Below are 26928 nucleotides of genomic sequence, written 5' to 3'. Positions count from 1 at the left end.
CCCCCATCCGTCCCGTCAGCTGTCCATCTTCAGCGCCTGAATAAAGGCCGTCTGTGGAATTTCCACCTTGCCGAACTGGCGCATCTTTTTCTTGCCGGCCTTTTGCTTTTCCAGCAGCTTTTTCTTGCGGGTCGCATCGCCGCCATAGCATTTGGCGGTCACGTCCTTGCGCATAGCCGACAGGGTTTCCCGCGCGATCACCCGGCTGCCGATGGCGGCCTGAATCGGGATCTTGAACATGTGCCGGGGGATCAGGTCTTTCAGCTTTTCGACCATCACCCGGCCCCGGTTCTCGGCCCGGTCGCGATGGACCATGATCGACAGCGCATCGACCGGCTCGTCATTCACAAGAATCGACATCTTAACCAGAAAATCCTCGCGGTATTCGCTGATCTGATAATCGAAACTGGCATAGCCCTTGGTGACCGATTTCAGACGGTCATAGAAATCGAACACCACCTCGGCCAGCGGCAGGTCATAGACGACCATCGCGCGCGCACCCGCATAGGTCAGGTCCATCTGAATGCCGCGGCGGTCCTGACACAGCTTCAGCACATCGCCCAGATACTCGTCCGGGACCATGATCGTGGCCTTGATCCGCGGCTCTTCGATATGATCGACCAGCGTCAGGTCTGGCATATCGGCGGGGTTGTGCAATTCGCGCACTTCGCCATCGCGCATGTGCAGACGGAAGACGACCGAGGGCGCGGTGGTGATCAGGTCCAGATCATATTCGCGTTCCAGCCGGTCGCGGATCACCTCGAGATGCAGCAGCCCCAGAAAGCCGCAGCGGAAGCCGAAGCCAAGCGCGGCCGAGGTCTCCATCTCGTAGCTGAAGCTGGCATCGTTCAGGGCCAGCTTCTCGATCGCGTCGCGCAATGGGTCGAAATCATTGGCATCGACCGGGAAGAGGCCGCAAAACACCACCGGCTGCGCAGGCTTGAAACCGGGCAGCGCCGTGGTACAGGGCTTGCGTTCATGGGTGATCGTATCACCCACGCGGGTGTCGCGGACCTGCTTGATCGAGCCGGTAAAGACCCCGATCTCGCCCGGGCCCATTTCGGCGATGTCGCGCATGGCGGGGGTCAGCACGGCCAGATTGTCGATGCGATGAGTGGCCCCGGTCTGCATCATCTTGATCTGATCGCCCTTGCGGATCACCCCGTCCATGACGCGGATCATCACGACGACGCCCAGATAGGCGTCATACCAGCTGTCGACCAGCATCGCCTTGAGCGGTGCGTCGCGGTCGCCCTTGGGGGCGGGAAGACGGGTGACGATGGCCTCCAGCACGTCGGGAATGCCCAGGCCCGTCTTGGCGCTGATCGGGATGGCGTCGGCGGCATCGATGCCGATCACATCCTCGATCTGGGCCTTGACGCGGTCGGGTTCGGCGGCGGGCAGGTCGATCTTGTTCAGGACCGGCACGATCTCGTGGCCCGCATCGATGGCCTGATAGACATTGGCCAGCGTCTGCGCCTCGACGCCTTGCGTCGCATCCACGACCAGCAACGAGCCTTCGACGGCGCGCATGCTGCGGCTGACCTCATAGGCGAAATCGACATGGCCGGGCGTGTCGATCAGGTTCAGGATATAGGTCTGACCATCCTTCGCCGGATAGGCGATCCGGACGGTGTTGGCCTTGATGGTGATCCCCCTCTCGCGCTCGATATCCATGCTGTCCAGCATCTGGGCCTTCATGTCGCGATCCGCGACAGTGCCCGTGGACTGGATCAGCCGGTCGGCCAAGGTGGATTTTCCGTGGTCGATATGCGCCACGATCGAGAAATTGCGGATGAGGGAAAGCTCGGTCATGGCCGGGCTATACAGGGGCGCAGGCGCCGCGAAAAGAGGGTTTCGCGGCGCCTGCGCGTTTCACCGCAGGATGGCGGTTCAGCTGGTGGCGGGCGCGCCTGCCGCCTGCAGCATCAGCCGCGCGACTTCCGCGGACGAGGCCGGGTTCTGGCCGGTGACCAGCTGGCCGTCGGCGATGGCAAAGGGCTGCCAGTCGGGGCCCTTTTCGTGGCGCCCGCCCTGCGCCTTCAGCTGATCCTCCAGCAGGAAGGGCACGGTGCTGGTCAGGCCCACGGCCTCTTCCTCGCTGTTGGTAAAGCCCGCGACGCGGTGGCCTTCGACCAGCGGCTTGCCCGAGGGCAGGCGCGCGGCCAGAAGACCCGCCGGGCCATGGCAGACCGCGCCGATGACGGCGCCTTTTTCCCAGGCCTTGGACAACAGATCGCCAAGCGGGGCCGATTGCGGCAGATCCCACATGGTGCCATGGCCACCGGGCAGGAAGACAATGTCGCAGCCCGACACATCCACATCCGCCACTTTCGAGGTATGGGCCAGACGGTTCATCGCAGGCTCGTCGGCCCAAAAGCGGCGGACCTCGTCGGTCATCGCGTCATCGGCCTCGGACGAGGGGTCGGCGGGGGGCTTGCCGCCTTCGATGCTGGCCAGTTCTATCTGCCAGCCCGCATCGGACAGGATCCAATAGGGGGCGGCCAGTTCTTCCCAGTAAAAGCCGGTGGGTTTGCCGGTCTCGCCCAGCTTGGCATGCGAGGTAAGAATGATCAGGGCCTTGGGCATGGAATGCCTCCTTGCGGTCGGGTGAATGCAAAACGCGCGCCCGGTGGGACGCGTGCCTGTTGCCGCTTAATGATCGCGGACCGCCCAAGGTTCCATCGCCGCGGGACGCAGGCCTTGCGCGGGGTGCTGGCCTTAGCGGGGCCCGGGCCGGATCAGCCCGTCCACCGGGGGGCGGGGTCGATGGCGACCGGCCTCTCGCCACATGGCATAGACGCCGGCCAGCGCGATCAGCCCCGACCCCGCCAGCATCGGCAGGTCGGGCCGTTCGCCAAAGACCACCGCCGCGACCAGCAGCGCAAAGCCAAGCCGCGCATAGCGGAAGGGCGCGACCACCGACGCCTCGCCCAAGCGCGAGGCCGCGACCAGCGCGGCATAGCCCAGCACCCCGAACAGGATCGTTCCAGCCAGCAGCATCAGCTGCGCCCCGTCGGGCAGGACCGCGCCCTGCCCCGTCGCGATCCCCAGACCCAGACCCGCCACCGCGATCGCCGCATAGGCCGAGGCCGACAGCTGATCCGAGGGCACGCCCGCCGGAATGCGCCGCGTCGCCAGATCGCGCAGGGTAAGCCCCGCCACGCCCAGCACCGCCCACAGCATCGCGGGCTGAAACGCCGCCGTGCCGGGCCGCAGGATCAGCAGCACCCCCGCAAACCCCACCGCGACCGAGGCCCATCGCCGCCAGCCGACCTGTTCGCCCAGAAACAGCGCGGCCCCCAACACCAGCGTCAGCGGCAGCACCTGCAGAATGGCAGAGGTCGTGGACAGATCCCCGGTCGCCAGCGCGGTCAGAAAGCTGAGCGCGCCGGTGACCTCGCCCAGATTGCGCAGCGCGACCATCGGATGGGCCAGCGACCGCGTCCACAGATGCTGACCGCGCAGCCGCAGCCGCGCCCAGAACACCAGTGCCGATACGACGCCGACGATCACCAGCATCTGCCAGACCGGCATGGTCCGGGTCAGGATCTTCAAAAACGCATCCTCGATCGCGAACAGCGCCATCGAGCCGGTCATGAACAGCGCGGCACGGCCATTGTCGGACAATCCTGAAAGGGTCATGGCACGGCTCCTTCGGCGATGATGGGGCGGCCTGCCCGATCGGGTTCTGTCAGACATCCCGCCGCCCGTGATCCCCTTGATCGCAGGCGCGGTCCGCCTCATGATGACGACCAGCAGTGCCAAGGAGGCCCGATGATCCTGAGCGTTCCCGACATGAGCTGCGCGCATTGCCAAAGCGCCATCCAGACTGCCATTGCCGGGGCCGGAGGTCGGGCGCAAGTGGATCTTGCCAACCGACAGGTCGCGGTGACGGGCCTGGACATCGCACAGGCACAGGCCGCACTGGCCGCCGTGGGTTTTGCGGCCCGACCCCTGCCCAAGGCGCCCGGTCCCCCGTGACCTGCGCAAATCTGAACTGAATCGTCTTGCGTGCCGCAAGCGTGATTGAGCGGTCGTCGCATTCCTGATATATCTGCGACGACCGGCCAAGGGCAGCGACAGACTGCCCGCACCGCCGTTCAGGCAATCGAGGAGACAGCCATGCTCAACCGTTTCGTGATCGCAGCCGCGGCGATCGTCATGACCACGCCGCTGGCGATGGCCGGGCCAGTCGACAGTGCCTGCGTGCGGTCGGACCGCGCGCGCGGCAATGCGCCGTTGTGTGGCTGCATTCAGCAGGTCGCCAATCAGACCCTGTCGCGGTCCGACCAGCGCCGCGCCGCACAGTTCTTCCGCGACCCGCATCGCGCGCAAGAGGTTCGCACCTCGAAAACCGATGCCGATAACGCCTTCTGGCGCCGGTACCGCAATTTCGCGGCGCAATCCGAACGGCTCTGCCGCTAAGCCTCAGCCAAGCCGCGCCAGAACCTCATCGGTCAGCGCGGCCATCTCGGCAGTGGCCGGGCCCTTGGGACGCTCGATCGCGCCAAGGCCCAGCCCCAGAGTCTCGGCATAGACGACGCGGTTCGATATTTGCGTGGCGGCGACCATGGCGCCCAGTTCGGCGGCTTTGTCGGCGACCTCGGCCGACAGCCGCGTGTGGGGGCGGGTGCGGTTCAGAACGACCAGCAGATCGGCCTTTTCGCGACGCGCCAGATCCAGCACGCCCTCGGTCGCCCACAGATCGACATGGCTGGCAGCCACCGGCACCAGCACCAGATCGGCCACCCGCAAGGCCGGACGCAGGTCGCTGTCGATCTTGGGCGGCGTGTCGATGATGACGTAATCGAACCGCTTTTTCAGCTTGTCCGATTCGTAGCTGGCCCCCCAGGCCGACGAGGTCGAGAAATCCAGCGCCTCATCCTCTCCGCGCAGGGCCATGCGTTCCATGAACCAGCGGCCCATGCTGCCCTGCGGATCGGTATCGACCAGCGCCACCGAAAAGCCCCGCGCCTGCAGGCAGACCGCAAGGTTCACCGCCAGCGTCGTCTTGCCCGAGCCGCCCTTTTGCTGCGCCACGGTGATGATCCGCCCTGCCATCCGGTCCTCCGTCCGTTTTGCCAAGCCTAGTCAGCCGCCGGAGCGAATGCACGGGGTTTCTGCAAGCGCAGCATGGCCGGGTCGGACGGTCAGGGATAGACCGACTGAACCTCGTACATCACCGGCTCAAAGCTGCGGCACATCTCGTGGATCTGACGGTTGCGGCGACGCATTTCGGGGTCGCGCAGCATCGCCTGATAGTCGCGGCGGTCGCGCCATTGCGAATAGGTGGCGATGCGGGTCTGCGCATCGTTCAGATGGATGGCGCCGCCCAGACAACCGGGGCGCGCGCTGATTACCTGCGCCCAGGCATCGGACAGCAGATCCAGCACGTCATGCGCGCTGCCGGGCGTGACCTCGAAGGTGGTAATGACGGTCTGGCCGTCGAAATCGGCAGTGATCCGGGGCATGGCGGGGCTCCTCCCAAAAGCGTGGCTGTGCGGGGTCAGTTTAGGGCGGTGGGGCTGTGGCGCAACGCATCAGATCCCATTGCGGCGCGATTGCAGAACGCGCAATGTGCGCGCAACCCGATGAAAGGCCCGATGAAAGGGCCCCGTGAAAGGATCGCCCATGATACCGGTTTTCGATGGCCATAACGATTTCCTGCAGCGTCTGGTGGCGGCGGGGCGTGACGCCGCGCAGCTGTGGCGGCAAGGCGACGGGACCGGCCATCTGGATCTGCCGCGCCTGCAGGCGGGGGGCATGGTGGGCGGGTTCTTCGCGATATGGATCCCCTCGCCCTCGGGGCTGAATGACGACGCGGCGGTTCACATGATGGAAAACCCGCCCTTTGCCCTGCCGCTGCCCGCCCAGATCACCTCGGACGCCGCCCTGCCGCATGCCTTCGCGCAAGCCTCGGCCCTGTTGGCGCTGCAGCGGACCGGCACGCTGCAGGTTGTGCGCGATGCCGAGCAACTGCGCACCTGTCTGGCCGAGGGCAAAATTGCCGCGATCCTGCATATGGAGGGGGCCGAGGCGATCCCCGACATGGACGCGCTGCACCTGTGGTACGGGGCCGGGCTGCGATCGCTTGGGCCGGTCTGGTCGCGGCCGACCCGCTATGGGCATGGGGTGCCCTTCGCCTATCCCGCAGGCCCCGATACCGGCGCGGGGCTGACCGAGGCGGGGCATGCGCTGGTGGCGGAATGCAATGCGCTTGGGATCATGCTGGACCTGTCGCATCTGAACGAGGCCGGGTTCAACGATGTCGCCCGCCTGTCGGACGCGCCGCTGGTCGCCAGCCACAGCGCGGTCCATGCGATATGTCCCAGCAGCCGCAACCTGACCGACCGGCAGCTGCGCCAGATTGCCGACAGCGGCGGGCTGGTGGGGCTGAACTTTGCCTCCAGCTTTCTGCGCCCGGATGGGCGGCGGCTGCCTTTGGATGATCTGGGGGTGATGATCCGGCATCTGGATCACCTGTTGGGCATTCTGGGCGAAGACGGCGTGGCGCTTGGGTCCGATTTCGACGGAGCGCTGATGCCGCGGGATCTGGCGGATGCCGCCGGTCTGCCGAACCTGATCGCGGCGATGCAGACGGCGGGCTATGGCCCCGATCTGATCCGCAAAATCGCCTGCGACAACTGGGTGAACGTGCTGGAGCGCAGCTGGAAAGGCTGACTGTCAGGCCGGGCGCCGGGACAACCCGGCGCCGTCGGCGTCACTCCGTCTCGTCTTCCCCGGCGGGGCTTGTACCCGTCTGCGCCATCGCGATCATCTGAGCCAGTTCCGGGTCCGAGTTCGGATCGGCCAGGGCAAATCGCTGCGTCAGGCTGTCGGTGGCCAGTTCCACCCCGCTGATCACCTGCGCGCCGGGCGCAGCGGGGCCATAGGTCTGGCCATTGACCGCGAAATAGACCGCACCGGAATTGCCGGTGCGCAGCAGCGGCGCCTGTTCCAGCGGCGGCAGGGCAAAGCGTTCGCCCGCATCCATGATCTTTTCCAACAGCACCGTTCCATCCGCCGAGGTGACCCGGACCCAGGCCGGACGCACCGACAACAGCTCCAGTGCCGGGGCATCGGGGGCCAGCGTGCGCACGCCCGCATCGGCCTGCGCGACGGGCTGTTCCGCCCCCGCGTCGGTGGCTGCCGGACCCTGCGCCTGTTGCGTCACGCCATTCTGCGGTTGCGGAACCTGCGTGACGCCACCGGCTGCGGCGATCACATCCTCGATCGTCGCGGCGCTGTCCAGAAGGCCGGGATCAATGGCGGCGATGGGGCCGTCGCGCGCGGTCAGGACCGGCGCCTCGAGGATCTGGGGCCGGTAAAGCCGGTCCAGCGCCTCGGGTTGCGGCAGGTTGCGGGCCATGTCGCTGTCCTGCGCACCCTCGATGGCGGGGCCGGACAGGCCTGCGCCCTGTGTGGGGTCCAGTTCGGCCACCACGGCGGGCACATCGTCGCCCGGGGTCAGCGTCACGCGCTGCACCTCTTGCAGCAGCGCCCAGCTGCCATAGCCCAGCCCCCCGATCAAGGCGATCAGCACGGCGATGGCGCCGATGGCGCGCGGCTCGATTTCGGACCAGAAACTGCGTTCCTGCGGAATGAACAGCGCGCGCGGATTGGCCAGCGCCTCGGCCGGGTCCGAGGGACGACGCCCGGGCTTGGGCCCCGCCGCCGAGGGCGCCATGCCATGGGTCGGCTGAAACCCCGATTCCTGACAAAAGCGGCGAAAAACCCAATCGGGATCCATGCCCAGATAACGCGCATAGGACCGCACATAGCCCGCAATGAAACTGGGCGTATCGAATGCGGAGATGTCGCAATTCTCGATTGCCGCGACATAAGAGGCACGAATGCGCAATTCGCGTTGAACGTCCAGAAGGGACTTGCCCAACGTGGCCCGTTCACCGCGCATCAGATCACCCAAACGGGTGTCATCATCGAGGAACTGAAGCGTATCCTCCACCTGCGCGGCCTCCTCTGCCGGGTCATGTGCCCGCAGCCTGCTCATTCCGTGTGCCTCACCGCCCGTTATATGATGCCCGCGAATCGCAGACTATCAATACTTCTTTAACGAGAGGTTATCACGCAGGCGAGAGCAGTTCACGGCCCGATTGGGCTATGCGCTCAATTCCGCGCGATTCAGCGCACAGTGCGACCACAACGCATCCATCGCCCGCACCAGATGATCAATCTGACGCGGATCATGCACCGGAGAGGGCGTAAAACGCAACCGTTCAGTTCCGCGCGGAACCGTCGGAAAGTTGATCGGCTGGACATAGATGCCATAGTCGCGCAGCAGCATGTCCGACAGCGCCTTGCAATGCACCGGGTGGCCGACATGGACCGGCACGATATGGCTGCCATGATCGATGATCGGCATGCCAAGCGATTTCAGCCGCATCTTCAGGATACGGGCATGCAGCTGCTGTTCATCGCGCAGTTTCTGGCCGTCCGCCGTCTTCAGCAGCGCGATCGACGCCGCCGCCCCTGCCGCCACCGCAGGCGGCAGCGAGGTGGTGAAGATGAAGCCCGGCGCATAGGACCGAATTGCGTCGCACATCCGTTCGCTGGCCGCGATATAGCCGCCGAACACGCCGAACGCCTTGCCAAGCGTGCCGTTGATGATGTCGATGCGGCCCGACAAACCGTCACGTTCGGCCACACCGCCCCCGCGCGGACCATACATGCCGACCGCGTGAACCTCGTCCAGATAGGTCAGCGCGCCGAATTCCTGCGCCAGATCGCAGAACGCCGCGATCGGCCCGAAATCGCCATCCATCGAATAGATCGATTCAAAGGCGATCAGCTTGGGCGCATCGGGATCGTCGGCCTCCAGCAGCGTGCGCAGATGGGCCAGATCATTGTGACGGAAGATGCGCTTGGCGCCGCCATTGCGCTTGATCCCCTCGATCATCGAGGCATGATTCAGCTCGTCCGAATAGATGATCAGGCCGGGAAACAGCTTGGGCAGCGTCGACAGGGTCGCGTCATTGGCGATATAGGCGCTGGAAAACACCAGTGCCGCCTGTTTGTCGTGCAGATCGGCCAGCTCGGATTCCAGCCGCTTGTGATAGACGGTGGTGCCGCTGATGTTGCGCGTGCCCCCCGATCCCGCGCCGGTGGCGTCCAACGCCTCGTGCATCGCGGCCAGGACCACAGGATGCTGGCCCATGCCCAAATAATCGTTGCCGCACCAGACGGTGATTTCTTGCCGTTCGCCGTCGGGACGGTTCCAGACGGCCTGCGGAAACTTGCCCTTCGACCGCTCGATATCGATGAAGGTGCGATAGCGCCCCTCATCGTGAAGGCGGGAAATGGCATGATCCAAGGCGACGTCATATTTCATTGCGGGCGATCCCTTGCGGAGCTGGCTGGGTGCGATCATTCTTCGACCGCGCGCTGTTTGCCTTGATAGAGATCAAAGCGCGAAGAAAACAGGTCGAAAACGTCGCAATTCGACGAAAGGCGCAGAGATGGACCCGAAATTCCTGACACAAAAGGTAGAAATCATGGGCGATGACGCAAGGCTTCAGGACATCCTGACGCATCTGGATCAGGGGCTGGAACCGGCGCTGGACCGGCTGTCGGTCTTTCTGGCGATCCCCTCGATCTCGACCGATCCGGCCCATGCGGGCGATGTGCGCACCGCCGCTAACTGGCTGGCGACCGAGCTGGAGGCTCTGGGCTTTACCGTCCAGATCCACGACACGCCCGGCCATCCGATGGTCACCGCGCGCAGCCAGCCGGGCGGGGCGCGGCCGCTGCTGTTCTATGGCCATTACGATGTGCAGCCCGTCGATCCGCTGGATCTGTGGGACCGCCCGCCCTTTGCCCCCGCGATCGAGGAAACGCCCACGGGCCGGGTCATCCGCGCCCGCGGCGCCTCGGATGACAAGGGCCAGCTGATGACCTTTGTCGAGGCGTTCCGCGCCTGGAAGGCGGTCCACGGCACCCTGCCCTCGGATCTGATCCTGCTGTTCGAAGGCGAAGAGGAATCCGGCTCGCCCTCGCTGCGGCCCTTCCTGCGCGCCCATGCGGATGACCTGCGCGCCTCGCTGGCGGTGATTTGCGATACCGGGCGCCATGCCGACGGGCGCCCGGCGATCACCACCCAGCTGCGCGGGCTGGTCGGGCAAGAGGTGGTGATCCATGCCGCCGACCGCGACCTGCATTCGGGCAGCTTCGGGGGAATGGCCGCCAATCCGATCATGGTGCTGGCGCAGGCCCTGGCCGCCCTCAAGGATGACAAGGGCCGCGTCACCCTGCCCGGCTTTTACGATGGCGTTCCCGATCTGGACCCGCAGCTGGCCGCCGACTGGCAGGCGCTGAACTTTGACGCCGCCGATTTTCTGGGCCGCGTCGGCCTGACCACCCCCATCGGAGAGGCTGGCCGCACGGCGCTGGAGATGATGTGGAACCGCCCCACCGCCGAAATCAACGGCATCGCCGGTGGCTATGCGGGCGACGGGTTCAAGACCGTGCTGCCGGCCGAGGCCCGCGCCAAGGTCAGCTTCCGCCTGACCGGCACGCAGGATCCCGCGCAGATCCGCGCCGCCTTTCAGGACCATGTCCGCCGCTTTCTGCCCGCCGATTGCACGGCCAGCTTCCATGACCACGGCGCCAGCCCCGCCAGCGTGATGGACATCTCGGACCCCGCCTTCGCGCAGGCCAAAGCCGCCCTGACCGAGGAATGGGGACAAGAGGCTGCCTATATCGGCGCCGGCGGCTCGATCCCCATCGCTGGCGATTTCAAGGACATCCTCGGCATGGATTCGATGCTGATCGGCTTTGCCCGCGACGACGACCGCATCCATTCCCCGAACGAGAAATACGATGTCGAAAGCTTTGCCAAGGGCGCCCGCTCCTGGGCCCGCATCCTGACCGCCCTGCGGTAACGAAACGGGGCGGCGCTCAAACGGCCCGCCCCTTCTTCTTCATAAAAATATCCCGGGGGTCCGGGGGCTGGCCCCCGGCTTTCTCAGCCCCCGGCGTCTTCAGCCCTCAGCCGTCTCCGTCGCCGCACAATAGCTCTGGCTCGACGTCCAGGCCGCGATATCGGCGCGCTTCTTGGCGCTGCGCATCGGTGCCCAATCGCGGGCCACGCCGCGCCATCCACCTTCGGCACGGGCGACGGCATTGTCGCGCCCGACCTGATGGGACATGATCTTGACCGAACAGGCCATATTGTCGGCGCCGTCACGAATATTGCCGGTGCAGCCGTAATGACGCCATGTCGCGGGGGCGATCTGCATCAGCCCGATCCAGCGCCCGCCACCGCCCGCCGCCTGCGGGTTGAAGGTGCTTTCATGCCGCGCGACGGATGACAGCAGCCCCGCCCAAAAGGCCTTGCGCCCGGTCTGGGTCAGGGCGCGATAATTGGGGCAGTATTCGTTGATGTCATGGGGCACGCGGGACATGATCGTCACGCCCTCGCGGTCCAGCGCGTCCAGCGTGGCGCGGGTCCATTCCTCGGATCCGCTGCGCTCTCCCCACCGCATCGGGGGCACCTGCGCCAGCGCCATCTCCTGCGCCTCGACTTCGGCCTTGGAGGGGCCGGCGGGCGTGGTGGAACAGGCGGCCAGCAGGGCCAACACGGTTAGGGACAGCGCTGCGCGCATCGGGACCTCATCAGGCGGTTTCGTCAACAACCGGCTTTAGCGGTTGCGCGGAATGCCACAAGGCGCGGGATTCCGCTCGGCGGGAACCTGCCGTGGCGTATCGCGCAAATGGTCGGAAATCCGCCGACGGGGCGCCCAGTCCCCTTGCCCGGGCTGCCACCAACCGCCTTCACCCCCTCGGCTGCCGATTCCGGCGCCAGCATGGGATGTCTGCGCGCCGACCCGTGACAATGCCCGGGCGTTGCCCTAAAACCGCCGCCAGACCGTTTTGCCGCCAAACGAGGCCCGCCATGCTTGACCTGACCCTGACCCCGCCCACCCCCAAGGTGATCCAAGGCGCCACCGGTGACTGGGAACTGGTGATCGGGCTGGAGGTTCACGCGCAGGTCGCCTCGAATGCCAAGCTGTTCTCCGGCGCCTCGACCCGGTTCGGATCAGAGCCGAACAGCAATGTGGCCTTCGTCGATGCCGCGATGCCGGGAATGCTGCCGGTGATCAACGAGTTCTGCGTCGCGCAGGCGGTGCGCACCGGGCTGGGGCTGAAGGCGGCGATCAACCTGCGCAGCGCCTTTGACCGCAAGAATTACTTCTATCCCGACCTGCCGCAGGGCTATCAGATCAGCCAGCTTTATCACCCCATCGTGGGCGAGGGCGAGGTGATCGTGGACATGGCCCCCGGCGTGGGCCGCCGCGTGCGGATCGAACGCATCCATCTGGAACAGGACGCGGGCAAGTCGATCCATGACATGGACCCGACCATGTCATTCGTGGACCTCAACCGCACCGGCGTCGCGCTGATGGAGATCGTCAGCCGCCCCGACATCCGCGGCCCCGAAGAGGCCGCCGCCTATGTCGTCAAGCTGCGCCAGATCCTGCGCTATCTGGGCACCTGCGACGGCAACATGCAGAACGGCAATCTGCGCGCCGATGTGAACGTGTCGGTCTGCAAGCCCGGCGATTACGAACGCTTTATCGAAACGGGCGATTTCGGCCATCTGGGCACGCGCTGCGAGATCAAGAACATGAACTCGATGCGCTTCATTCAGGCCGCGATCGATGTCGAGGCCCGGCGCCAGATCGCCATTCTGGAGGATGGCGGCCAGATCGTGCAGGAAACGCGTCTGTACGATCCCGACAAGGGCGAAACCCGGTCCATGCGCAGCAAGGAAGAGGCGCATGATTATCGCTACTTCCCCGATCCCGACCTGCTGCCGCTGGAGATCGAGCAGGCATGGGTGGACGATATCGCGGCCTCGATGCCCGAGCTGCCCGACACCAAAAAGGCCCGTTTCGTGCGCGATATGGGCCTGTCGGAATATGACGCGGGCGTGCTGACCGCCGAGGTCGAGAATGCCGATTACTTCGAGGCCGTCGCCGGTGGCCGCGAGGGCAAGACCGCCGCGAACTGGGTCATAAACGAGCTGTTCGGCCGCCTGAACAAGGAGGGGCTGACGATCGCGACCTCGCCCGTGTCGGCGGTGCAACTGGGGGGCGTGATCGACCTGATCGCCTCGGGCGCGATTTCGGGCAAGATCGCCAAGGATCTGTTCGAGATCCTCTGGGCCGAGGGCGGCGATCCGGCGGCCATCGTCGAGGCGCGCGGCATGAAGCAGGTCACCGATCTGGGCGCCATCGAGGCGGTCGTCGACAAGATCATCGCCGAAAACCCCGCACAGGTCGAAAAGGCCCGCGCCAATCCCAAACTGGCGGGCTGGTTCGTGGGCCAGGTGCTGAAAGCCACCGGCGGCAAGGCCAATCCGGCGGCAGTGAACGAACTGGTCGCCCGCAAGTTGGCGCCGTAATCCTGATCTGCGGCGGGCCTTTCGGTCCGCCCTGCCCCATCCCCCGTCATGCCCCCCGTTCAGGATAGCCCGATGCGCTTTGAATATACCGTGATCCCCGCGCCGAACCGGGGCGAGAAATCCCGCGATGCCAAGACCCCGACGGATCGCTTTGCGCTGACCCTGACGGCGGAACTGAACCGTATGGCCACCGAGGGCTGGGAATATCTGCGCGCCGATGTGCTGCCAAGCGAGGAACGCAGCGGCCTGACCGGGCGCACGACGCTGTATCACAACATGCTGGTCTTTCGGCGCCCCCTGGTCATCGATCCCGAGGTCAAGCGCCTGCCGCAGCCCGAGGCCGCATCGGACCAACCCCTCTCCGCGCCGACCGCGGCCGATCGGCCCTGATCAGGCCGCCACGCTCAACTGTTGGGGTGTAAAGGGCAGGATCTGCACCCGATCCTTGTCAAAGATGCAGAAGCTGCCGGGCGGAACCTCTTTCCAATCGGCCTGATCGGTCTCCAACGGCTCAGAGACCACGGCCCAGCCTTGCCGCGACACCGACCAGCGGTGATACAGCGAGGGCGCCTGATCGTCGCTGCTGTACCGCAGCGCATAAAGCCGCTGCCCGTCCGAAAGCGCACAGGCCGCCCGGACATGCGGTGCGCAGCCCCGTTGCCGCGCCAGCGCCCCCAGCTTGCCCAAGGCGCGTTCCATCGCGCCCTGCGGATCGCTGTCCAACCCCTCGCCCAGTGCGATCAGGAACAGCGCCTCGCTGTCGGTGGCGCCTTTGCGGTGCGGGTAATATTCGTCGGGGATCAGCACATCGGCATGGCGGCGAAAGCCGTCATAGCCGCCGAACTGACCGTTATGCATGAACGACCAGCGCCCGGCGGCAAAAGGATGACAATTGTTCCGGCTGGTCGCCGTCCCGGTCGAGGCGCGCACATGCGCCATGAACAGCCCCGAACGCACCTGCCCCACCAGCGACCGCAGATTGGGGTCCGACCAGGCGGGCATCACATCGCGATAAAGGCCCGGTTCAGGCCGCTCGCCGTACCAGGCGATGCCAAAACCGTCGGCATTCACCGGCGTATGACAACGCATCGCGCCCTGACTTTGCCGGATCAGCGAATGCGCCGGACGACTGACGATGTCTTCCAGATAGATCGGCTGGCCCAGATAGGCGGCCCAACGGCACATGCCCTGCCCCTTCACGACTGCTTCATGACAGCCCTAGCACGAAAGGATGAAGGCTTCATCTATTCCGTGGCAGGGGCTGCCTCTTCCACGATCACGAGGTCGCGTTCGCTGGCGCCCTTGGCATGGGCGAGCGCCGCCTGGTACTCGCTGCTGTGATAACAGGCAACCGCCGCATCAAGCGAGGGGAATCGCGCGACCACATGGCGGGCGCGATCCGCGCCTTCCAGCACATGATAGCGCCCGGCGCGGGCCAGAAACACCCCGCCATGCGCGGCGATGGCGGGCCCGGCGCCTTGGGCATAGCGCCCATAGGCTTCGGGGTCGGTGACGGTCACATGGGCAATCCAAAGGGCGGTCATGCGCTTTCCTCGATCAGTTTGCGGGCATCGGCAATGGCGGTGTCGGCGGCATCCAGGTTGGGCGCGCCACCCTGGGCGCGGTCGGGACGGCCCCCGCCGCCCTTGCCGCCCAATGCTGCGGTCGCGGCCTGCACCAGCGCCACGGCGCTGAGCCGGGCGGTCAGATCCGGGGTCACCCCCGCCGCGACGGTGGCCTTGCCATCCGCCTGCGCCAGCACCAGCACGACGCCGCTGCCCAGTTGGGCCTTCATCTCGTCGACCAGCGCGCCCAGTTCCTTGCCCCCGACGCCCTCGACGGTGCGGCTGAGGAATTTGATGCCCGCGATCTCCTCAGCGGCATCGCCGCCGCCCATCGCCATCTGACGTTTCAGCTGCGCGACCTCATTGGCCAGCGCCTTGCGTTCGTCGGCCAGCGCACGGACGCGATTGACCACGTCGGCGGCCTGCGATTTCAGGATGCCCGCGATCTCGGTCAGGCGCCGGTCGGCGTCGCGCAGATGATCCAGCGCTGCCTGACCGGTCAGCGCCTCGATCCGCCGCACCCCGGCGCTGGAGGCGCTGTCGCCCAAAAGCGCAAAGGCCCCCATATCGCCGGTCCGCGCCACATGCGTGCCGCCGCACAGCTCCAGCGAATAGGTCGCGCCATCCGCGCCCTTGCCGCTGCCCGGCAGGCCACCCATCGACACGACGCGCACCTCGTCGCCGTATTTCTCGCCAAACAGCGCCTGAGCGCCAAGCGCGCGGGCATCGTCGGGCGTCATGATCCGAGTCTCGACCGGCGTGTTCTGACGAATAAAGCCGTTCACCTCGGCCTCGACCTGCGCCAGCTGGTCCGCCGAGACGGCGTGATTGTGGCTGAAATCGAACCGCAGCCTGTCGGGCGCGTTCAGGCTGCCGCGCTGTGCGACATGATCGCCAAGCGCGCGCCGCAGCGCCTCGTGCAGAAGATGCGTGGCCGAATGATTGGCCCGGATCGCACCCCGGCGGTCGTGATCGACCGTCAAGGTCGCGCCTTGCCCGCGCTGGATCAGGCCCATCGTGACCTCGGCCTGATGGATGAACACCCCGGCGACCTTTTTCGTGTCGGTCACCCGTGCTGCGCCGGTTTCGGTGCGGATCAGCCCGGTATCGCCCACCTGCCCGCCGCTTTCGGCGTAAAAGGGCGACTGGTTGACCACGATGGCCAGCGTCGAACCCTCGCCCGCCTCGGGTGCGTCAGCGCCGTCGATGACCAGCGCCAGCACCTGCCCCTCGGCCTCTTCGGTGTCATAGCCCAGAAATTCGGTGACCCCGTGCTGTTCGGCCAGCTCGTACCAGATCGTCGCATCCGCCGCCTCGCCCGAGCCCGACCACGCCGCCCGCGCCATCCGCTTTTGTTCGGCCATGGCGGTGTCAAAGCCCGCGACCTCGACCGCGCGCCCCTTTTCGCGCAGCGCATCCTGCGTCAGGTCCAGCGGAAAACCAAAGGTGTCATACAGCTTGAAGGCCGCCTCGCCGGGCAGATCCGCCCCCTCGGGCAGGCGCGCCAGTTCGTCGTCCAGCAGCCGCAGCCCCCGGTCCAGCGTCTGGCGGAACCGCGTCTCCTCGGAGCGCAACGTCTCTTCGATCATCGCCTGCGCGCGGGACAGCTCGGGATAGGCGGCGCCCATCTGGCGCACCAGAGCGGGCACCAGCTTGTGCATGACCGGATCGGCGGCGCCCAGCATATGCACATGGCGCATCGCGCGGCGCATGATCCGGCGCAGAACATAGCCGCGCCCCTCATTGCTGGGCATCACCCCGTCGGCGATCAGAAAGCTGGTGGATCGCAGATGGTCGGCGATCACCCGATGATGCACCTTACCCGGCCCGTCGGGATCGACACTGGTCGCATGGGCGCTGGCCTCGATCAGGCTGCGCATCAGGTCGGTGTCGTAATTGTCGTGCTTGCCCTGCAGCAGCGCGCCGATCCGCTCCAACCCCATGCCGGTGTCGATGGACTGCATGTCCAGCGCCCGCATCGACCCGTCTTCAAACTGCTGGTTCTGCATGAACACCAAATTCCAGATCTCGATGAAGCGGTCGCCATCCTCATCGGCCGAACCCGGAGGCCCGCCCCAGATCTTGTCGCCATGATCGAAAAAGATCTCGGTGCAGGGGCCGCAGGGTCCGGTCGGACCCATCTGCCAGAAATTGTCCGCGGTCGGAATGCGGATGATCCGGTCATCGGTCAGACCCGCGACCTTCTTCCAGATATTCGCGGCCTCGTCATCGGTGTGATAGACGGTGACCAGCAGCCGGTCCTTGGGAATCCCGAACTCTTTGGTCAGCAGCTCCCACGCCAAGGGAATGGCGCCTTCCTTGAAGTAATCGCCGAAGCTGAAATTCCCCAGCATTTCAAAAAAGGTGTGATGCCGGGCGGTATAGCCCACATTGTCCAGATCATTGTGCTTGCCGCCGGCCCGCACGCATTTCTGCGCGGTCGTGGCCCGCTGGTAATCGCGCGTCTCGACCCCGGTGAACAGGTTCTTGAACTGGACCATGCCGGAATTGGCGAACATCAACGTCGGATCGTTGCGCGGCACAAGCGGACTGCTGTCGACGACCCGGTGGCCGTTCTTTTCGAAATACCCAAGGAAAGTCGATCGGACGTCATTCAGACTGGGCATGGCGGGCCTTCATCACAAGATATGTCTATCCGGCCAGGCCGGGCTGGCCCATGGTCTAACCGCGCCCCGCAGCCCTGTCCAGCAATCGCCCGGGCCGCAGCTTCTTCTTCACGAAAATATCCTGGGGAGTCCGGCTTGCCGGACGGGGCAGAGCCCCCAAAAAAATGCGGGGCACAATGCCCCGCGTTCTTCAGAACCCGCCCGCGTCGCCGATCACTCCTCGGTCACGGCCTCATCGTCGGATCCGCTGACAAGACCGAATTCCAATCCGTGGCTGGCCCTGATCTTGTCCTCGATTGCCATGGCCATCTCGGGCCGGTCGCGCAGGAACTGCTTGGCATTTTCACGGCCCTGTCCGATCCGTTCATCACCGCAGGAATACCAGGCTCCGGATTTCTCGACGACGCCCGCCTTGACGCCCAGATCGATCAATTCGCCGACCTTGCTGATCCCTTCGCCATACATGATGTCGAATTCGACCTGGCGGAAGGGCGGCGCCACCTTGTTCTTGACCACCTTGACGCGGGTCGCGTTGCCCACGACCTCGTCACGATCCTTGACCGCGCCGATGCGCCGGATATCCAGCCGCACCGAGGCATAGAATTTCAGCGCATTGCCGCCCGTCGTCGTCTCGGGGTTGCCGAACATGACGCCGATCTTCATGCGGATCTGGTTGATGAAGATGACCATGCAGTTCGACCGCCCGATGCTGGCGGTCAGCTTGCGCATCGCCTGGCTCATCAGGCGGGCCTGGCTGCCCATCTGCATGTCGCCCATATCGCCCTCGATCTCGGATTTCGGCGTCAGTGCCGCAACCGAATCGATGACCACCAGACTGACCGCACCCGAGCGGACCAGCGTGTCCACGATCTCCAGCGCCTGTTCGCCGGTATCGGGCTGGCTGATCAGCAGTTCATCCAGATTGACGCCCAGCTTGCGCGCATAAAGCGGGTCCAGCGCATGTTCGGCATCGACAAAGGCGCAGACGCCACCCTTTTTCTGCTCTTCGGCCACGACATGCAGCGTCAGCGTCGTCTTGCCCGAGCTTTCCGGCCCGAAAATCTCGATGATCCGACCCTTGGGCAGGCCGCCAATCCCCAGGGCAATGTCCAGCCCCAGTGACCCGGTCGAGGTCGACTCGATTTCGGCCACCGGATTGTCCTTACCCAGCTTCATGATCGAGCCCTTGCCGAACTGCCGTTCGATCTGGGCCAAAGCACTGTCCAGTGCCTTCTGCTTGTCCGCCGCGCGTTTGTCCGTCATGTCGAAGATGCTCGCCTGTGCCATGTATTCCACCTTGTTATTTCACAGCCCTCCGGGCGGGGCAATCGGTTCGACCTTCCGGATGTTCATGCCTTGTTCACAATTAGATGCGCCATTGCCCTGCAGATTTCAAGGATCATCTGCACAGTTTTCGATTCGCCCGACCCCACTCTGCCCTCAAAGCCATTAACAAAGCGTTTACAGGCTTCGGCGGGGCCGCTATCCACCGACCCTGCACCCGCGACAACAGGATCGGGATCGGACATATGCTGATTTTCTGGGACCAGAGGATGGTCTTTCTGGCGACGCCCAAGACAGGATCCACGGCGGTCGAGATGGCGCTTGAATCGCTGGCATCGGCCTCGTTGCAGCGCCCGGCGGCCTTGAAGCACACCGATATCGGCAGCTATCGCCGCTATCTGGGGCCATGGCTGCAGGCGCAGACCGGATCGCCTTTCACCACCGTGGCCCTGATGCGCGAGCCGGTGGACTGGCTGCGCAGCTGGTATCGTTTCAAGCTGCGCGATGATCACGACGATCCGGTCCATCCGATGGAAGGAATCGGTTTTGCCGATTTCTCAGCCGAATATGCGCACCCTGACGGCCCTGACCGTTTGGGCATCGGCAGTCAGTCCGGATTTCTGACCGATGGACCCGACCGCGTGGACAGGATCTTTCGCTATGACCGGATCGAGGCCTTTGTCGATTTTCTCGAAGGCCGTCTGGATTGCGCGATCGAGCTGCCCCGGATCAACGTCCCCCCCAGTGTCGATGTGAACCTGCCCCCCGATGCCGAGACCGCCCTGCGCCGGGCCATGGCGGGGGATCTTGCGATCTACGATCAGCTTTGACGGGATGCCGGCCTGCTTTGGCCGGCACCGCCGTTGGTGCAAAATCGATGATGTCAGTGAAGCGAACCATCGCCCTCGGGGCGGGCCAACTGGCTGCCGACAAGGGTCGTCAGCTCGGTCAGGGTGAACGGTTTGGCCAGAAACGCCGCCCCGGGGATGGGAACCTTGCCATCGACGAAGATATCCTCGGTATAGCCTGACATGAAGATCACCCGCGCCTCGGGCAGCAGCCTCAGCCCCTCGCGGACCCAGCTGGGACCGTCCATGCCGGGCATCACGACATCGGTGACGAAAATATCGACCAGGGTTTCCTCGGCCCGCAACAACTCCAGCGCCGCCTCGCCGGAGCTGGCCTCCAGCACCTCGTAGCCTTTCAGTTTCAGCGCCCGCGTCGCAAAGGCACGGACCGGGGCCTCGTCCTCGACCAGCAGCACGGTGGCGCGGGGGCCGACCTGCACATGCGATGCGGCGCGCAGGACCGGGCGTGGCAGTGGCGTCACCGTGGCCACGGCCAGCGACCGCGCATGGGCGGGAAAATACAGCGAGAAGGTCGTTCCCTTGCCCGGCTCGCTGTCGCAAAAAATGAACCCGCCTGTCTGCTTGACGATGCCATAGGCGGTGGACAGGCCAAGCCCCGTGCCCTCGCCGGGGCGCTTGGTGGTGAAGAACGGCTCAAAGATCTTGGCCAGGTGGTCGGGCAGGATGCCCGTGCCCTGATCGGCGACCGAAATGCGCAGATAATCGCCCTTGGGCAAGGTCACCCGATCGCGGGTCATCGTGGCGGACAGGCGCAGATTTTCGGTCCGCACGGTGATCTCTCCGCCATCGGGCATGGCGTCGCGGGCGTTGACGACCAGATTCATGATCACCTGTTCCAGTTGCCGCTTGTCGGCCCTGATGGCGCGCAATGCGGGATCATGGATGATGGTCAGGCCCACCCGCTCGCCGACCAGACGGTTCAGAAGATGGGTCAGATCGGCGAGCGTGTCGCGCAGGTCCAGAATTTCCAGTTGCAGGGTCTGCTTGCGCGAAAAGGCCAGCAGCTGGCCGACCAGCGCGGCGGCCCGGTTGGCGTTCTGGCCGATCTGGTCCAGATCGGCATAATCCGGATCGCCCTTGTCGCGCTTGAGCATCAACAGATCGCAATGCCCCATGATCGCGGTCAGCAGATTGTTGAAATCATGCGCGATCCCCCCGGCCAGCTGACCGATGGCCTGCATCTTCTGGCTTTGGACGAATTGCGCCTCCAGCGTCTTGAGGGCGCTGGCATCGGTCAGCACGGCGATCAGATGGCCCGGGGCCGACGGATCACGGGCCAGCGACAGCTGCAGGTGCCGGTCGCGCTGGTCGCCCTGACGACCCTCGGGATGGCGCAGCCGCAGCATCTCGGTTCCGTTCGTGGCGCGTCCGGCGCACAGATCGGCCAGCCAGTCGACCATCGGGCGCCCCGGCCCTTCGAGCAGTTCGGCCAGATTGCGGCTGTCCGTGCCCGGGGACAGCAGCCCGTCCAGCAAATGACGCGCCGAGGCATTGGCCCGGCAGATGCGGCCATCGGGCGCAAGGCCCAGCAGGGCCACGGGGATCGCGTCGAAATCTTCGGACAGATCATCGTCATGCAGCATCGGACCGGGGTCCATGGCGGCTGCCATGGCAGCCGACGGGTTGATCGTCCAGACCTGCAGCGGCGCATCGGGGCGGCAGTCAAGGGACAGCGTCCGCATGTCGTCCAGATCCAGATCCGCATGGCCCAAGCGCATCGCGCGGGCCTGCAGCTGGGCCAGCTGGCCTTCGGGATCGGCCCGCAGACGGGTCATCAGCGACAGGACAGGGCTGCCGGTCAGATCGCCATGGGCTTGCCGGGCGGCGGTATTCTGATAGAGAACCTGCCCCTCGGCGTCGCACAGCCAGACCGGTTCGGGGGTCGCCGCCACCTCTCCCTTGATGGCATTCAGGGCGCGGCGGGCGGCCAGACCGCGCGACAGGTGGCCAAGCGCGATCGCTCCGCCCAGCAGATACCACGCCACCGCGATGGTCGCGGCGATCACCGCCGCCACGCCCATGCCCGCGCCGGGCCGCAGGATCAGCACCATCGCGCCAAGCGCCATGGGCGCCATCAAAAACGGCAATGCGGCCAATGCACCGCGCGGAAATCCGGTTTGTTCGTCCCAATGTGCCATGCGAATCGTCCTTGTTGCGTCCGATTGCGTCAGCGATAGCGCCATATGGCTTAAGATTGGGTTAAACCCGCCTCAGCAGCCCCAGAAAGAACCCGTCACCCTCGTCGAGAGGCGTCCACAGCTGCCGATCAACGCTTTGAAACCCCAGGTTCCGGGCCAAAAACCCGTCGATCTGCGCGTCGTTTTCCACGGTCAGGACCGAACAGGTCATATAGGCCAGATGCCCCCCCGGCCCGACCAGCGGCGCCACCTGATCCAGGATCTGGGCTTGTGTTGCGCGCAGACGGTCCAGCTGCGCCGCGTCCAGCCGCCATTTGGCATCGGGGGCGCGGCGCCAGGTTCCCGACCCCGAACAGGGCACATCGGCCACGACCAGATCGAAGGGGCCGCGCGGGCGGGTCGCGACATCGATCCGCAGCCCGGCGCGGGCGGCGCGGGCAGGCAGATCGGCCATGCGGGCGGGCTGGGCGTCATGGGCGGTGATCGTCAGGCCCTGCTGACGGCTGCCAAGGGCCAGCGCCTTGCCGCCACCGCCCGCGCAATAATCCAGCACCCGCATTCCCGGTGCCAGCGGCAGCCGCGCGCAGGCCTGTTGGGGGGACAGATCCTGCAGCTCGACCAGACCGTCGCGATAGGCCTGGGATCGTGCCACGGCCCGGTCATTGCCGGTGACGCGCAGGGCGGTTGGGAAACCGGGGGCGGGTTCGGTGGCGATCCCGTCGGCCTGCAACGCCGCGGCGGCGCGGGCGGGGTCGGTGCGGGCAAGGTTCACCCGCAGCCAGACCGGCGCGCGCTCGGTCATCGCAAGGGCCACGGCCCCGGACCGATCGCCCAAGGCCGCCGTCCAATCGGCGCGCAGCCAGTCGGGCAGATCGTCGGGCAGGGTCACGGGCGGGGTATGGGCGGCCTTGGAGGGGCTTAGCGGGGCGGGGTCGTGGCCGATGCCGGTGAAGATCGCGTCCAGCGACAGGCCCGCCTGACGGGCATGGCCGATCATCAGCCCGCGCCCGCTGAGCGCGCCGCCAAGCGCCGCCAGACTGTCGCGCCGACGCAGCGCGCCGAAGACCAGATCGCGCAGCGCCGCACGGTCGCCCGATCCGGCAAAGCGACTGGCCCGCGACCAGCGCAGCAGCGCCTGTTCCGCCGGGCTGCCCGACAGGATCTGATCCAGCACCGTGATCGCGGCCGAGATGCGGGCGGCGGGCGTCACGCGGGACGGCCAAGCGGACGGACAGGTCGGGGCATCGGCGGGCCTTTCGGGGTCAGAGCCATGGCCTGCGGCCTAGCATGCCCACCGGCCCGGCCTCAATCACCCGAACGATCGCGGCGTCAGAAACAGGTCGAGAGCACCAGCACCGGAGCCAGCGTGAAAAGGCTGGAGACCAGCCCGATCCATGTGCCCGCCACGATGATCCACCGCGCCCTGCCCCCGCCCGTGGGCATGGTCGCGATCAGCACCGCATGCAGCGCCAGACCGGCGATCCACACGCCCCACATCGCCAGATGGTGCAGGTCGGTAAAGCCCACCGCGCGATCCGTCCAGCCCAGATGGCAGCCCGCCCCATGCAGCGCATAAACCGCCGAGAACAGCACCGCCCACAGGACCGGACCGGCCAGCACCCGCGCCATCCAGATCATGCGAAGACCTCCTGCGCCACGATCAGCGCCACCGACAGGGCCGAGGTGCCCAGCCAGAACCGCTGGAACAGCTGCCAGACCGGAATAGCGCCGCGCCGGTCGCCGCCGATCCGCCCCTGCCGCGCATCGACATGGGCACGCAGCGCCAGCATCACCGCGATCACCCCATGCACGGCGGCAAAGCCCAGGACGGCACCGCGCAGCGCGTCGCGGGCATGGCGCGTCGGATCATCCAGACCCATCGCCAGCGGCACCATCAGCGCCAAAGCCAGCAGCGCGGCCAGCAGCCCGGTCAGGGTCACGACCGGCAGCACCGGGCGGTCGCGCCGCGCCTCGGCAAGATGCGCGGCAAGGGTGGATACAACGATCGCCGCCAGCGCGGTCAGCGCCAGCGGCAGCATCGCGGACCCAACCCCGCTGACGGGCGCGGGCCATCCCGGCGCCACGACCGCCAGAAACCCGACCCCGAACAGCAACGAGGCATACAGCGTCGCATCGCCCACCAGCAGCGCCACCGCACCGCTATGGGCCAGCGTGTTGCGCGCCTGCCAATGCACCGGCAGGGACAGGCCCGGCGCGACCTCGACCAGCGGATGATCGCGGGTGGTGCCCATCGCGGCGCCCCACCGCCATGCCATCACCAGCGTCGCCACGATCCCCAGAGGTGCCAGCCAGTACAGCCCCGCCAGCATCATCGCAAAGAAGCTGCCGATCGCCGCCGAGGTCGCCACCGGCAAGGCGGTGTTCGTCGCCAGAACGGCGATGTGCTGGGGACGGCCGCTGCCGGCCTCGACCACCAGCGTCTCGCGCCAGCCGCGCGGAGCGCCGGGCAGCAGCCCCTCGCCCCGGGCCAGCGGCAGGATGGCATGGGCGTCGGGCTGACGCGGACCGGGCAGGGATGCAAAGTTATAGGACGGCGCGGGCAAGGGCATCGCCCAGTCCAGCGTCGGCGCCTTCCACGGATTGCGCCAGCTGCGCCGCCCGAACAGCCATTGCATGATGATGTCAAAGGCGAACAGCGCAAAGCCCGCCGATTGCACCATCCCGAAAAAGGACGAGATCAGGTTCAGCCATTCCCATTCCGGATTGCCGGGATAGGTGTCGATCCGGCGCGGCATGCCCAGCAGCCCGGTCAGGTGCATCAGGAAGAAGGTGCCGTGAAAACCGATCAGGATCAGCCAGAACGCCGCCTCGCCCAGTCCCCGCACGCGCCAGCGTCCGCAGATCAGCGGCATCCAATAGGTCACCGCAGCCAGCATGGGAAAGACGAAACCGCCGACCAGCACGTAATGCAGATGGGCTGTGACAAAGGCCGTGTCATGGGCCTGCCAGTTGAAGGGCACCATGGCCAGCATGACGCCCGTCAACCCGCCCATCACGAAGGTCGCAAAGAACCCCATGACATACAGCATGGGCAGCCGCAGCCGCACCTGCCCGTCCCACATCGTGCCGATCCAGGCAAAGACCTGCACCGCCGTCGGCACGGCGACCAGCGCCGATGCGGCACTGAAAAACGCCAGCGCCATATGCGGGATGCCCACGGTGAACATGTGATGCACCCACAGGCCAAAGGACAGAAACACCAGCCCGATGATCGCCGCCACGATGGCGCCATAGCCCAGGATCGTGGTCCGCGACAGGATCGGGATGATCGTGGACAGGGCCCCTGCAGCGGGCAGGAAGATGATATAGACCTCGGGGTGGCCGAACAGCCAGAACAGGTGCTGCCACAGCAGCGGGTCGCCGCCCCGCATCACGTCGAAGAACGGCCAGTCGAAGGCGCGCTGCACCTCCAGCAGGATGGACCCAAGGATCAGCGGCGGAAAGCCCAGCAGCATCATCACCGACGTGCCCAGAAGATACCAACCCATCAGCGGCATTCGGGTCAGCGGCATATGGGCGGCGCGGCAGCGCAGGATGGTGACGGTGATCTCGACCGCTGCGGCCATGGCGCTGATTTCCACGAAGGTCACGCCCAGCAGCCAGACATCGGCATTGATGCCTGGGGTATAGGTCGCATCGGACAGCGGCGTATACATGAACCAGCCGCCGTCCGGCGCCACGCCGAACAGCAGCGACAGCACGATCACCGTGCCCCCGAACAGATAGCAGAAATAGCCCAGGGCCGACAGGCGCGGAAAGGCCATGTCGCGGGCGCCCAGGATCTTGGGCAACAGCCACAGCGCCAACCCCTCCAGCATGGGGATGGCGAACAGGAACATCATGATGCTGCCATGCATCGTGAAGATCTGGTTATACAGATCGGTGTCCAGAAACGCCCCGTCCCGGGTTGCCAGCTGGGCGCGGATCATCATCGCCAGCACGCCGCCGATGGCGAAGAACACGAACGAGGTCGCCATGAAGCGCAGCCCGATCGTGCCATGATTGACCGAGGTGAAGAACCCCCGCCAGCCCGGCAGGTCCGACCAGACGCGGTCCAGTTCGCGGTGCAGGATCAGGGCGCGCTGCGGCGGATTGGCGGCGATGTCGGCGGCCTCGATGGCGGTGCCGTCGGCAAGGCTGCGGTCCTGCCCCGCGAAGATATCGGTCATGGGCGGGGTTCCTCGGGGGTGGTCGTCGGATCGGTGGTCGGGGTGGCGGGATCAGGCGTGGCGCCTGCCGGATCGGCGGCGTCAAGGTCCGTGCCTGCGGGGTCTGTGTCTGCGGGGGCGGCGCCTGCGGGATCGGCATCCAAGGTCCGGGCGGGGGCCAGATCTTCGGCGATGGCATCCTCGAAGGCGGGCAGCGGCAGGGCGGGGTCATAGGCGACCACGGTGAACCGCATGGCGCTGTGGCCCAGACCGCAGAATTCGGCGCACAGTCCCTCATAGATGCCGGGGCGGTCGGCGGTCAGGCGGTGCAGGTTGCGATGGCCGGGTATGGCATCCATCTTGCCGCCCAGCTGCGGCACCCAGAAACTGTGGATGACGTCCTGCGCGGTGATCGCCACGTCAAAGGGCTGACCGGCGGGCACATACAGCACCCCTTCCGTCTCGACCGGCGCACCGTCCGGTCCGGGCTGCACGAAGCGCCAGCCCCATTGCTGCGCCTCGGCCTGAACCAGCGGGGTGCCGTCGTCGCGGGCCAGCATCCGTTCGCCGGTCCACAGCGCAAAGACCAGCAGCGCCGTCAGCACCGTCAGCGAAAAGCCAAGGCCCCAGCCCATGATCCAGCGGCGTTCGCGGCCCGGGCTTGCTGCATCCCCATTTCCCTTGCGGCGCAGGGCCATCCAGATCATCACGCCGACCAGCAGGGTGATCAGCGCGCTGCCCCCCAGCATCACCCACCACAGGCGGGCGATCTGTTGGGCGGCGGGGCCTGCGGGGGCCAGCGTGCTCAGCGGGCCATCGCAGGCCGCCAGCAGCGGAACCGCCAGCAAAG

At 66.1% G+C, this 26928-nt stretch carries 25 protein-coding genes; 7 read left to right on the top strand and 18 right to left on the bottom strand.

Annotated elements, in window-relative coordinates:
* Window positions 1-15 precede the first annotated feature (15 nt).
* From lepA to EG885_RS04110, 3 genes are all read right to left on the bottom strand, one after another.
* Window positions 16-1815 carry a translation elongation factor 4 gene (gene lepA / locus EG885_RS04120; protein WP_131573212.1) on the bottom strand — a complete coding sequence of 600 codons (1800 nt, stop codon included), beginning with the start codon at window positions 1813-1815 and terminating at the stop codon, window positions 16-18.
* Window positions 1816-1893: 78 nt separating this feature from the next.
* Window positions 1894-2589 carry a type 1 glutamine amidotransferase domain-containing protein gene (locus EG885_RS04115; protein ID WP_131573211.1) on the bottom strand — a complete coding sequence of 232 codons (696 nt, stop codon included), beginning with the start codon at window positions 2587-2589 and terminating at the stop codon, window positions 1894-1896.
* Between the two features lie 132 nt (window positions 2590-2721).
* Entirely contained in the window at window positions 2722-3645 is a 924-nt protein-coding gene (locus tag EG885_RS04110; protein WP_131573210.1) for a DMT family transporter, read from the bottom strand.
* A 132-nt stretch (window positions 3646-3777) separates the two neighbouring features.
* Here EG885_RS04110 and EG885_RS04105 point away from each other — a divergent pair, with 132 nt between their 5' ends.
* Together EG885_RS04105 and EG885_RS04100 are read left to right on the top strand one after the other, a co-directional pair.
* Window positions 3778-3984: a heavy-metal-associated domain-containing protein gene (locus EG885_RS04105; protein WP_131573209.1), complete on the top strand. Its 207-nt coding sequence runs from the start codon at window positions 3778-3780 to the stop codon at window positions 3982-3984.
* Between the two features lie 141 nt (window positions 3985-4125).
* The gene (locus EG885_RS04100; RefSeq protein ID WP_131573208.1) at window positions 4126-4428 is read left to right on the top strand and encodes a hypothetical protein; all 303 of its coding nucleotides are present in this window, start codon (window positions 4126-4128) and stop codon (window positions 4426-4428) included.
* A gap of 3 nt (window positions 4429-4431) precedes the next feature.
* Here EG885_RS04100 and parA read toward each other — a convergent pair whose 3' ends face one another.
* Both parA and EG885_RS04090 read right to left on the bottom strand, forming a co-directional pair.
* Window positions 4432-5064, bottom strand: coding sequence for a ParA family partition ATPase (parA, locus tag EG885_RS04095; RefSeq protein ID WP_131573207.1), 633 nt, complete (start codon window positions 5062-5064; stop codon window positions 4432-4434).
* 89 nt (window positions 5065-5153) lie between these two features.
* Window positions 5154-5474: an antibiotic biosynthesis monooxygenase family protein gene (locus EG885_RS04090; RefSeq protein WP_131573206.1), complete on the bottom strand. Its 321-nt coding sequence runs from the start codon at window positions 5472-5474 to the stop codon at window positions 5154-5156.
* A gap of 160 nt (window positions 5475-5634) precedes the next feature.
* Between EG885_RS04090 and EG885_RS04085 the strand changes: the two genes are divergently transcribed.
* Window positions 5635-6684, top strand: a complete 1050-nt coding sequence (locus EG885_RS04085; protein ID WP_131573205.1) for a dipeptidase — start codon at window positions 5635-5637, stop codon at window positions 6682-6684.
* A gap of 40 nt (window positions 6685-6724) precedes the next feature.
* Here the strand turns inward: EG885_RS04085 and EG885_RS04080 are convergent, their stop codons facing one another.
* Both EG885_RS04080 and hemA read right to left on the bottom strand, forming a co-directional pair.
* Entirely contained in the window at window positions 6725-8014 is a 1290-nt protein-coding gene (locus EG885_RS04080; protein WP_131573204.1) for a helix-turn-helix domain-containing protein, read from the bottom strand.
* Window positions 8015-8122: 108 nt separating this feature from the next.
* Window positions 8123-9352, bottom strand: coding sequence for a 5-aminolevulinate synthase (gene hemA / locus EG885_RS04075; RefSeq protein WP_131573203.1), 1230 nt, complete (start codon window positions 9350-9352; stop codon window positions 8123-8125).
* Between the two features lie 163 nt (window positions 9353-9515).
* On the opposite strand from hemA, the gene EG885_RS04070 reads away from it, so the two are divergent.
* A complete protein-coding gene (locus EG885_RS04070; RefSeq protein ID WP_131573309.1) occupies window positions 9516-10901 on the top strand; it encodes a M20/M25/M40 family metallo-hydrolase in 1386 nt (461 codons plus the stop codon).
* A 99-nt stretch (window positions 10902-11000) separates the two neighbouring features.
* Here EG885_RS04070 and EG885_RS04065 read toward each other — a convergent pair whose 3' ends face one another.
* The gene (locus tag EG885_RS04065; RefSeq protein WP_131573202.1) at window positions 11001-11624 is read right to left on the bottom strand and encodes a lytic transglycosylase domain-containing protein; all 624 of its coding nucleotides are present in this window, start codon (window positions 11622-11624) and stop codon (window positions 11001-11003) included.
* A 290-nt stretch (window positions 11625-11914) separates the two neighbouring features.
* Between EG885_RS04065 and gatB the strand changes: the two genes are divergently transcribed.
* Both gatB and EG885_RS04055 read left to right on the top strand, forming a co-directional pair.
* The gene (gene gatB, locus EG885_RS04060) at window positions 11915-13426 is read left to right on the top strand and encodes an Asp-tRNA(Asn)/Glu-tRNA(Gln) amidotransferase subunit GatB (RefSeq protein ID WP_131573201.1); all 1512 of its coding nucleotides are present in this window, start codon (window positions 11915-11917) and stop codon (window positions 13424-13426) included.
* Window positions 13427-13498: 72 nt separating this feature from the next.
* Window positions 13499-13816: a DUF4177 domain-containing protein gene (locus tag EG885_RS04055; protein ID WP_131573200.1), complete on the top strand. Its 318-nt coding sequence runs from the start codon at window positions 13499-13501 to the stop codon at window positions 13814-13816.
* On the opposite strand, the gene EG885_RS04050 is transcribed toward EG885_RS04055, so the two are convergent.
* The 5 genes from EG885_RS04050 to EG885_RS04030 all read right to left on the bottom strand — a co-directional run bounded on the left by EG885_RS04050 (window position 13817) and on the right by EG885_RS04030 (window position 19147).
* Window positions 13817-14611: a class II glutamine amidotransferase gene (locus EG885_RS04050; protein WP_131573199.1), complete on the bottom strand. Its 795-nt coding sequence runs from the start codon at window positions 14609-14611 to the stop codon at window positions 13817-13819.
* A gap of 59 nt (window positions 14612-14670) precedes the next feature.
* Window positions 14671-14970 carry a DUF1330 domain-containing protein gene (locus EG885_RS04045; protein WP_131573198.1) on the bottom strand — a complete coding sequence of 100 codons (300 nt, stop codon included), beginning with the start codon at window positions 14968-14970 and terminating at the stop codon, window positions 14671-14673.
* Window positions 14967-17618, bottom strand: a complete 2652-nt coding sequence (alaS, locus tag EG885_RS04040) for an alanine--tRNA ligase (RefSeq protein WP_131573197.1) — start codon at window positions 17616-17618, stop codon at window positions 14967-14969. The genes EG885_RS04045 and alaS overlap by 4 nt, the downstream gene beginning before the upstream one ends.
* Window positions 17619-17831: 213 nt before the next feature.
* Complete coding sequence (recA, locus tag EG885_RS04035; RefSeq protein WP_131573196.1) at window positions 17832-18905, bottom strand: recombinase RecA; 1074 nt, start codon at window positions 18903-18905, stop codon at window positions 17832-17834.
* A gap of 62 nt (window positions 18906-18967) precedes the next feature.
* On the bottom strand, window positions 18968-19147 hold the full coding sequence (locus tag EG885_RS04030) for a hypothetical protein (protein ID WP_131573195.1): 180 nt from the start codon (window positions 19145-19147) through the stop codon (window positions 18968-18970).
* Here EG885_RS04030 and EG885_RS04025 point away from each other — a divergent pair, their 5' ends adjacent.
* Complete coding sequence (locus EG885_RS04025; RefSeq protein ID WP_131573194.1) at window positions 19148-19732, top strand: hypothetical protein; 585 nt, start codon at window positions 19148-19150, stop codon at window positions 19730-19732.
* A 53-nt stretch (window positions 19733-19785) separates the two neighbouring features.
* Here the strand turns inward: EG885_RS04025 and EG885_RS04020 are convergent, their stop codons facing one another.
* From EG885_RS04020 to coxB, 5 genes are all read right to left on the bottom strand, one after another.
* Window positions 19786-21909, bottom strand: a complete 2124-nt coding sequence (locus EG885_RS04020) for an ATP-binding protein (protein WP_242679490.1) — start codon at window positions 21907-21909, stop codon at window positions 19786-19788.
* A 61-nt stretch (window positions 21910-21970) separates the two neighbouring features.
* A complete protein-coding gene (locus tag EG885_RS04015; protein ID WP_131573192.1) occupies window positions 21971-23119 on the bottom strand; it encodes an RsmB/NOP family class I SAM-dependent RNA methyltransferase in 1149 nt (382 codons plus the stop codon).
* A gap of 119 nt (window positions 23120-23238) precedes the next feature.
* A complete protein-coding gene (locus EG885_RS04010) occupies window positions 23239-23547 on the bottom strand; it encodes a hypothetical protein (RefSeq protein WP_131573191.1) in 309 nt (102 codons plus the stop codon).
* Window positions 23544-26099, bottom strand: coding sequence for a cytochrome c oxidase subunit I (locus tag EG885_RS04005; RefSeq protein WP_131573190.1), 2556 nt, complete (start codon window positions 26097-26099; stop codon window positions 23544-23546). Before EG885_RS04005 ends, EG885_RS04010 begins: the two co-directional genes overlap by 4 nt.
* Window positions 26096-26926, bottom strand: a complete 831-nt coding sequence (gene coxB / locus EG885_RS04000) for a cytochrome c oxidase subunit II (protein ID WP_242679489.1) — start codon at window positions 26924-26926, stop codon at window positions 26096-26098. Before coxB ends, EG885_RS04005 begins: the two co-directional genes overlap by 4 nt.
* Between the last annotated feature and the right edge of the window lie 2 nt (window positions 26927-26928).

Origin of the sequence: Paracoccus nototheniae, assembly GCF_004335005.1 — a bacterium.
Lineage (GTDB): Bacteria > Pseudomonadota > Alphaproteobacteria > Rhodobacterales > Rhodobacteraceae > Paracoccus > Paracoccus nototheniae.
Note: the sequence above shows the minus strand (reverse complement) of the source record. Positions and strands in the feature narration are given on the sequence as shown.

Bases quoted from the DNA above. Each gene is read 5' to 3' on its own strand.
- lepA (WP_131573212.1), bottom strand. From the start codon at position 1,815: ATGACCGAGCTTTCCCTCATCCGCAATTTCTCGATCGTGGCGCATATC.
- EG885_RS04115 (WP_131573211.1), bottom strand. From the start codon at position 2,589: ATGCCCAAGGCCCTGATCATTCTTACCTCGCATGCCAAGCTGGGCGAG.
- EG885_RS04110 (WP_131573210.1), bottom strand. From the start codon at position 3,645: ATGACCCTTTCAGGATTGTCCGACAATGGCCGTGCCGCGCTGTTCATG.
- EG885_RS04105 (WP_131573209.1), top strand. From the start codon at position 3,778: ATGATCCTGAGCGTTCCCGACATGAGCTGCGCGCATTGCCAAAGCGCC.
- EG885_RS04100 (WP_131573208.1), top strand. From the start codon at position 4,126: ATGCTCAACCGTTTCGTGATCGCAGCCGCGGCGATCGTCATGACCACG.
- parA (WP_131573207.1), bottom strand. From the start codon at position 5,064: ATGGCAGGGCGGATCATCACCGTGGCGCAGCAAAAGGGCGGCTCGGGC.
- EG885_RS04090 (WP_131573206.1), bottom strand. From the start codon at position 5,474: ATGCCCCGGATCACTGCCGATTTCGACGGCCAGACCGTCATTACCACC.
- EG885_RS04085 (WP_131573205.1), top strand. From the start codon at position 5,635: ATGATACCGGTTTTCGATGGCCATAACGATTTCCTGCAGCGTCTGGTG.
- EG885_RS04080 (WP_131573204.1), bottom strand. From the start codon at position 8,014: ATGAGCAGGCTGCGGGCACATGACCCGGCAGAGGAGGCCGCGCAGGTG.
- hemA (WP_131573203.1), bottom strand. From the start codon at position 9,352: ATGAAATATGACGTCGCCTTGGATCATGCCATTTCCCGCCTTCACGAT.
- EG885_RS04070 (WP_131573309.1), top strand. From the start codon at position 9,516: ATGGGCGATGACGCAAGGCTTCAGGACATCCTGACGCATCTGGATCAG.
- EG885_RS04065 (WP_131573202.1), bottom strand. From the start codon at position 11,624: ATGCGCGCAGCGCTGTCCCTAACCGTGTTGGCCCTGCTGGCCGCCTGT.
- gatB (WP_131573201.1), top strand. From the start codon at position 11,915: ATGCTTGACCTGACCCTGACCCCGCCCACCCCCAAGGTGATCCAAGGC.
- EG885_RS04055 (WP_131573200.1), top strand. From the start codon at position 13,499: ATGCGCTTTGAATATACCGTGATCCCCGCGCCGAACCGGGGCGAGAAA.
- EG885_RS04050 (WP_131573199.1), bottom strand. From the start codon at position 14,611: ATGTGCCGTTGGGCCGCCTATCTGGGCCAGCCGATCTATCTGGAAGAC.
- EG885_RS04045 (WP_131573198.1), bottom strand. From the start codon at position 14,970: ATGACCGCCCTTTGGATTGCCCATGTGACCGTCACCGACCCCGAAGCC.
- alaS (WP_131573197.1), bottom strand. From the start codon at position 17,618: ATGCCCAGTCTGAATGACGTCCGATCGACTTTCCTTGGGTATTTCGAA.
- recA (WP_131573196.1), bottom strand. From the start codon at position 18,905: ATGGCACAGGCGAGCATCTTCGACATGACGGACAAACGCGCGGCGGAC.
- EG885_RS04030 (WP_131573195.1), bottom strand. From the start codon at position 19,147: ATGTCCGATCCCGATCCTGTTGTCGCGGGTGCAGGGTCGGTGGATAGC.
- EG885_RS04025 (WP_131573194.1), top strand. From the start codon at position 19,148: ATGCTGATTTTCTGGGACCAGAGGATGGTCTTTCTGGCGACGCCCAAG.
- EG885_RS04020 (WP_242679490.1), bottom strand. From the start codon at position 21,909: ATGGCACATTGGGACGAACAAACCGGATTTCCGCGCGGTGCATTGGCC.
- EG885_RS04010 (WP_131573191.1), bottom strand. From the start codon at position 23,547: ATGATCTGGATGGCGCGGGTGCTGGCCGGTCCGGTCCTGTGGGCGGTG.
- EG885_RS04005 (WP_131573190.1), bottom strand. From the start codon at position 26,099: ATGACCGATATCTTCGCGGGGCAGGACCGCAGCCTTGCCGACGGCACC.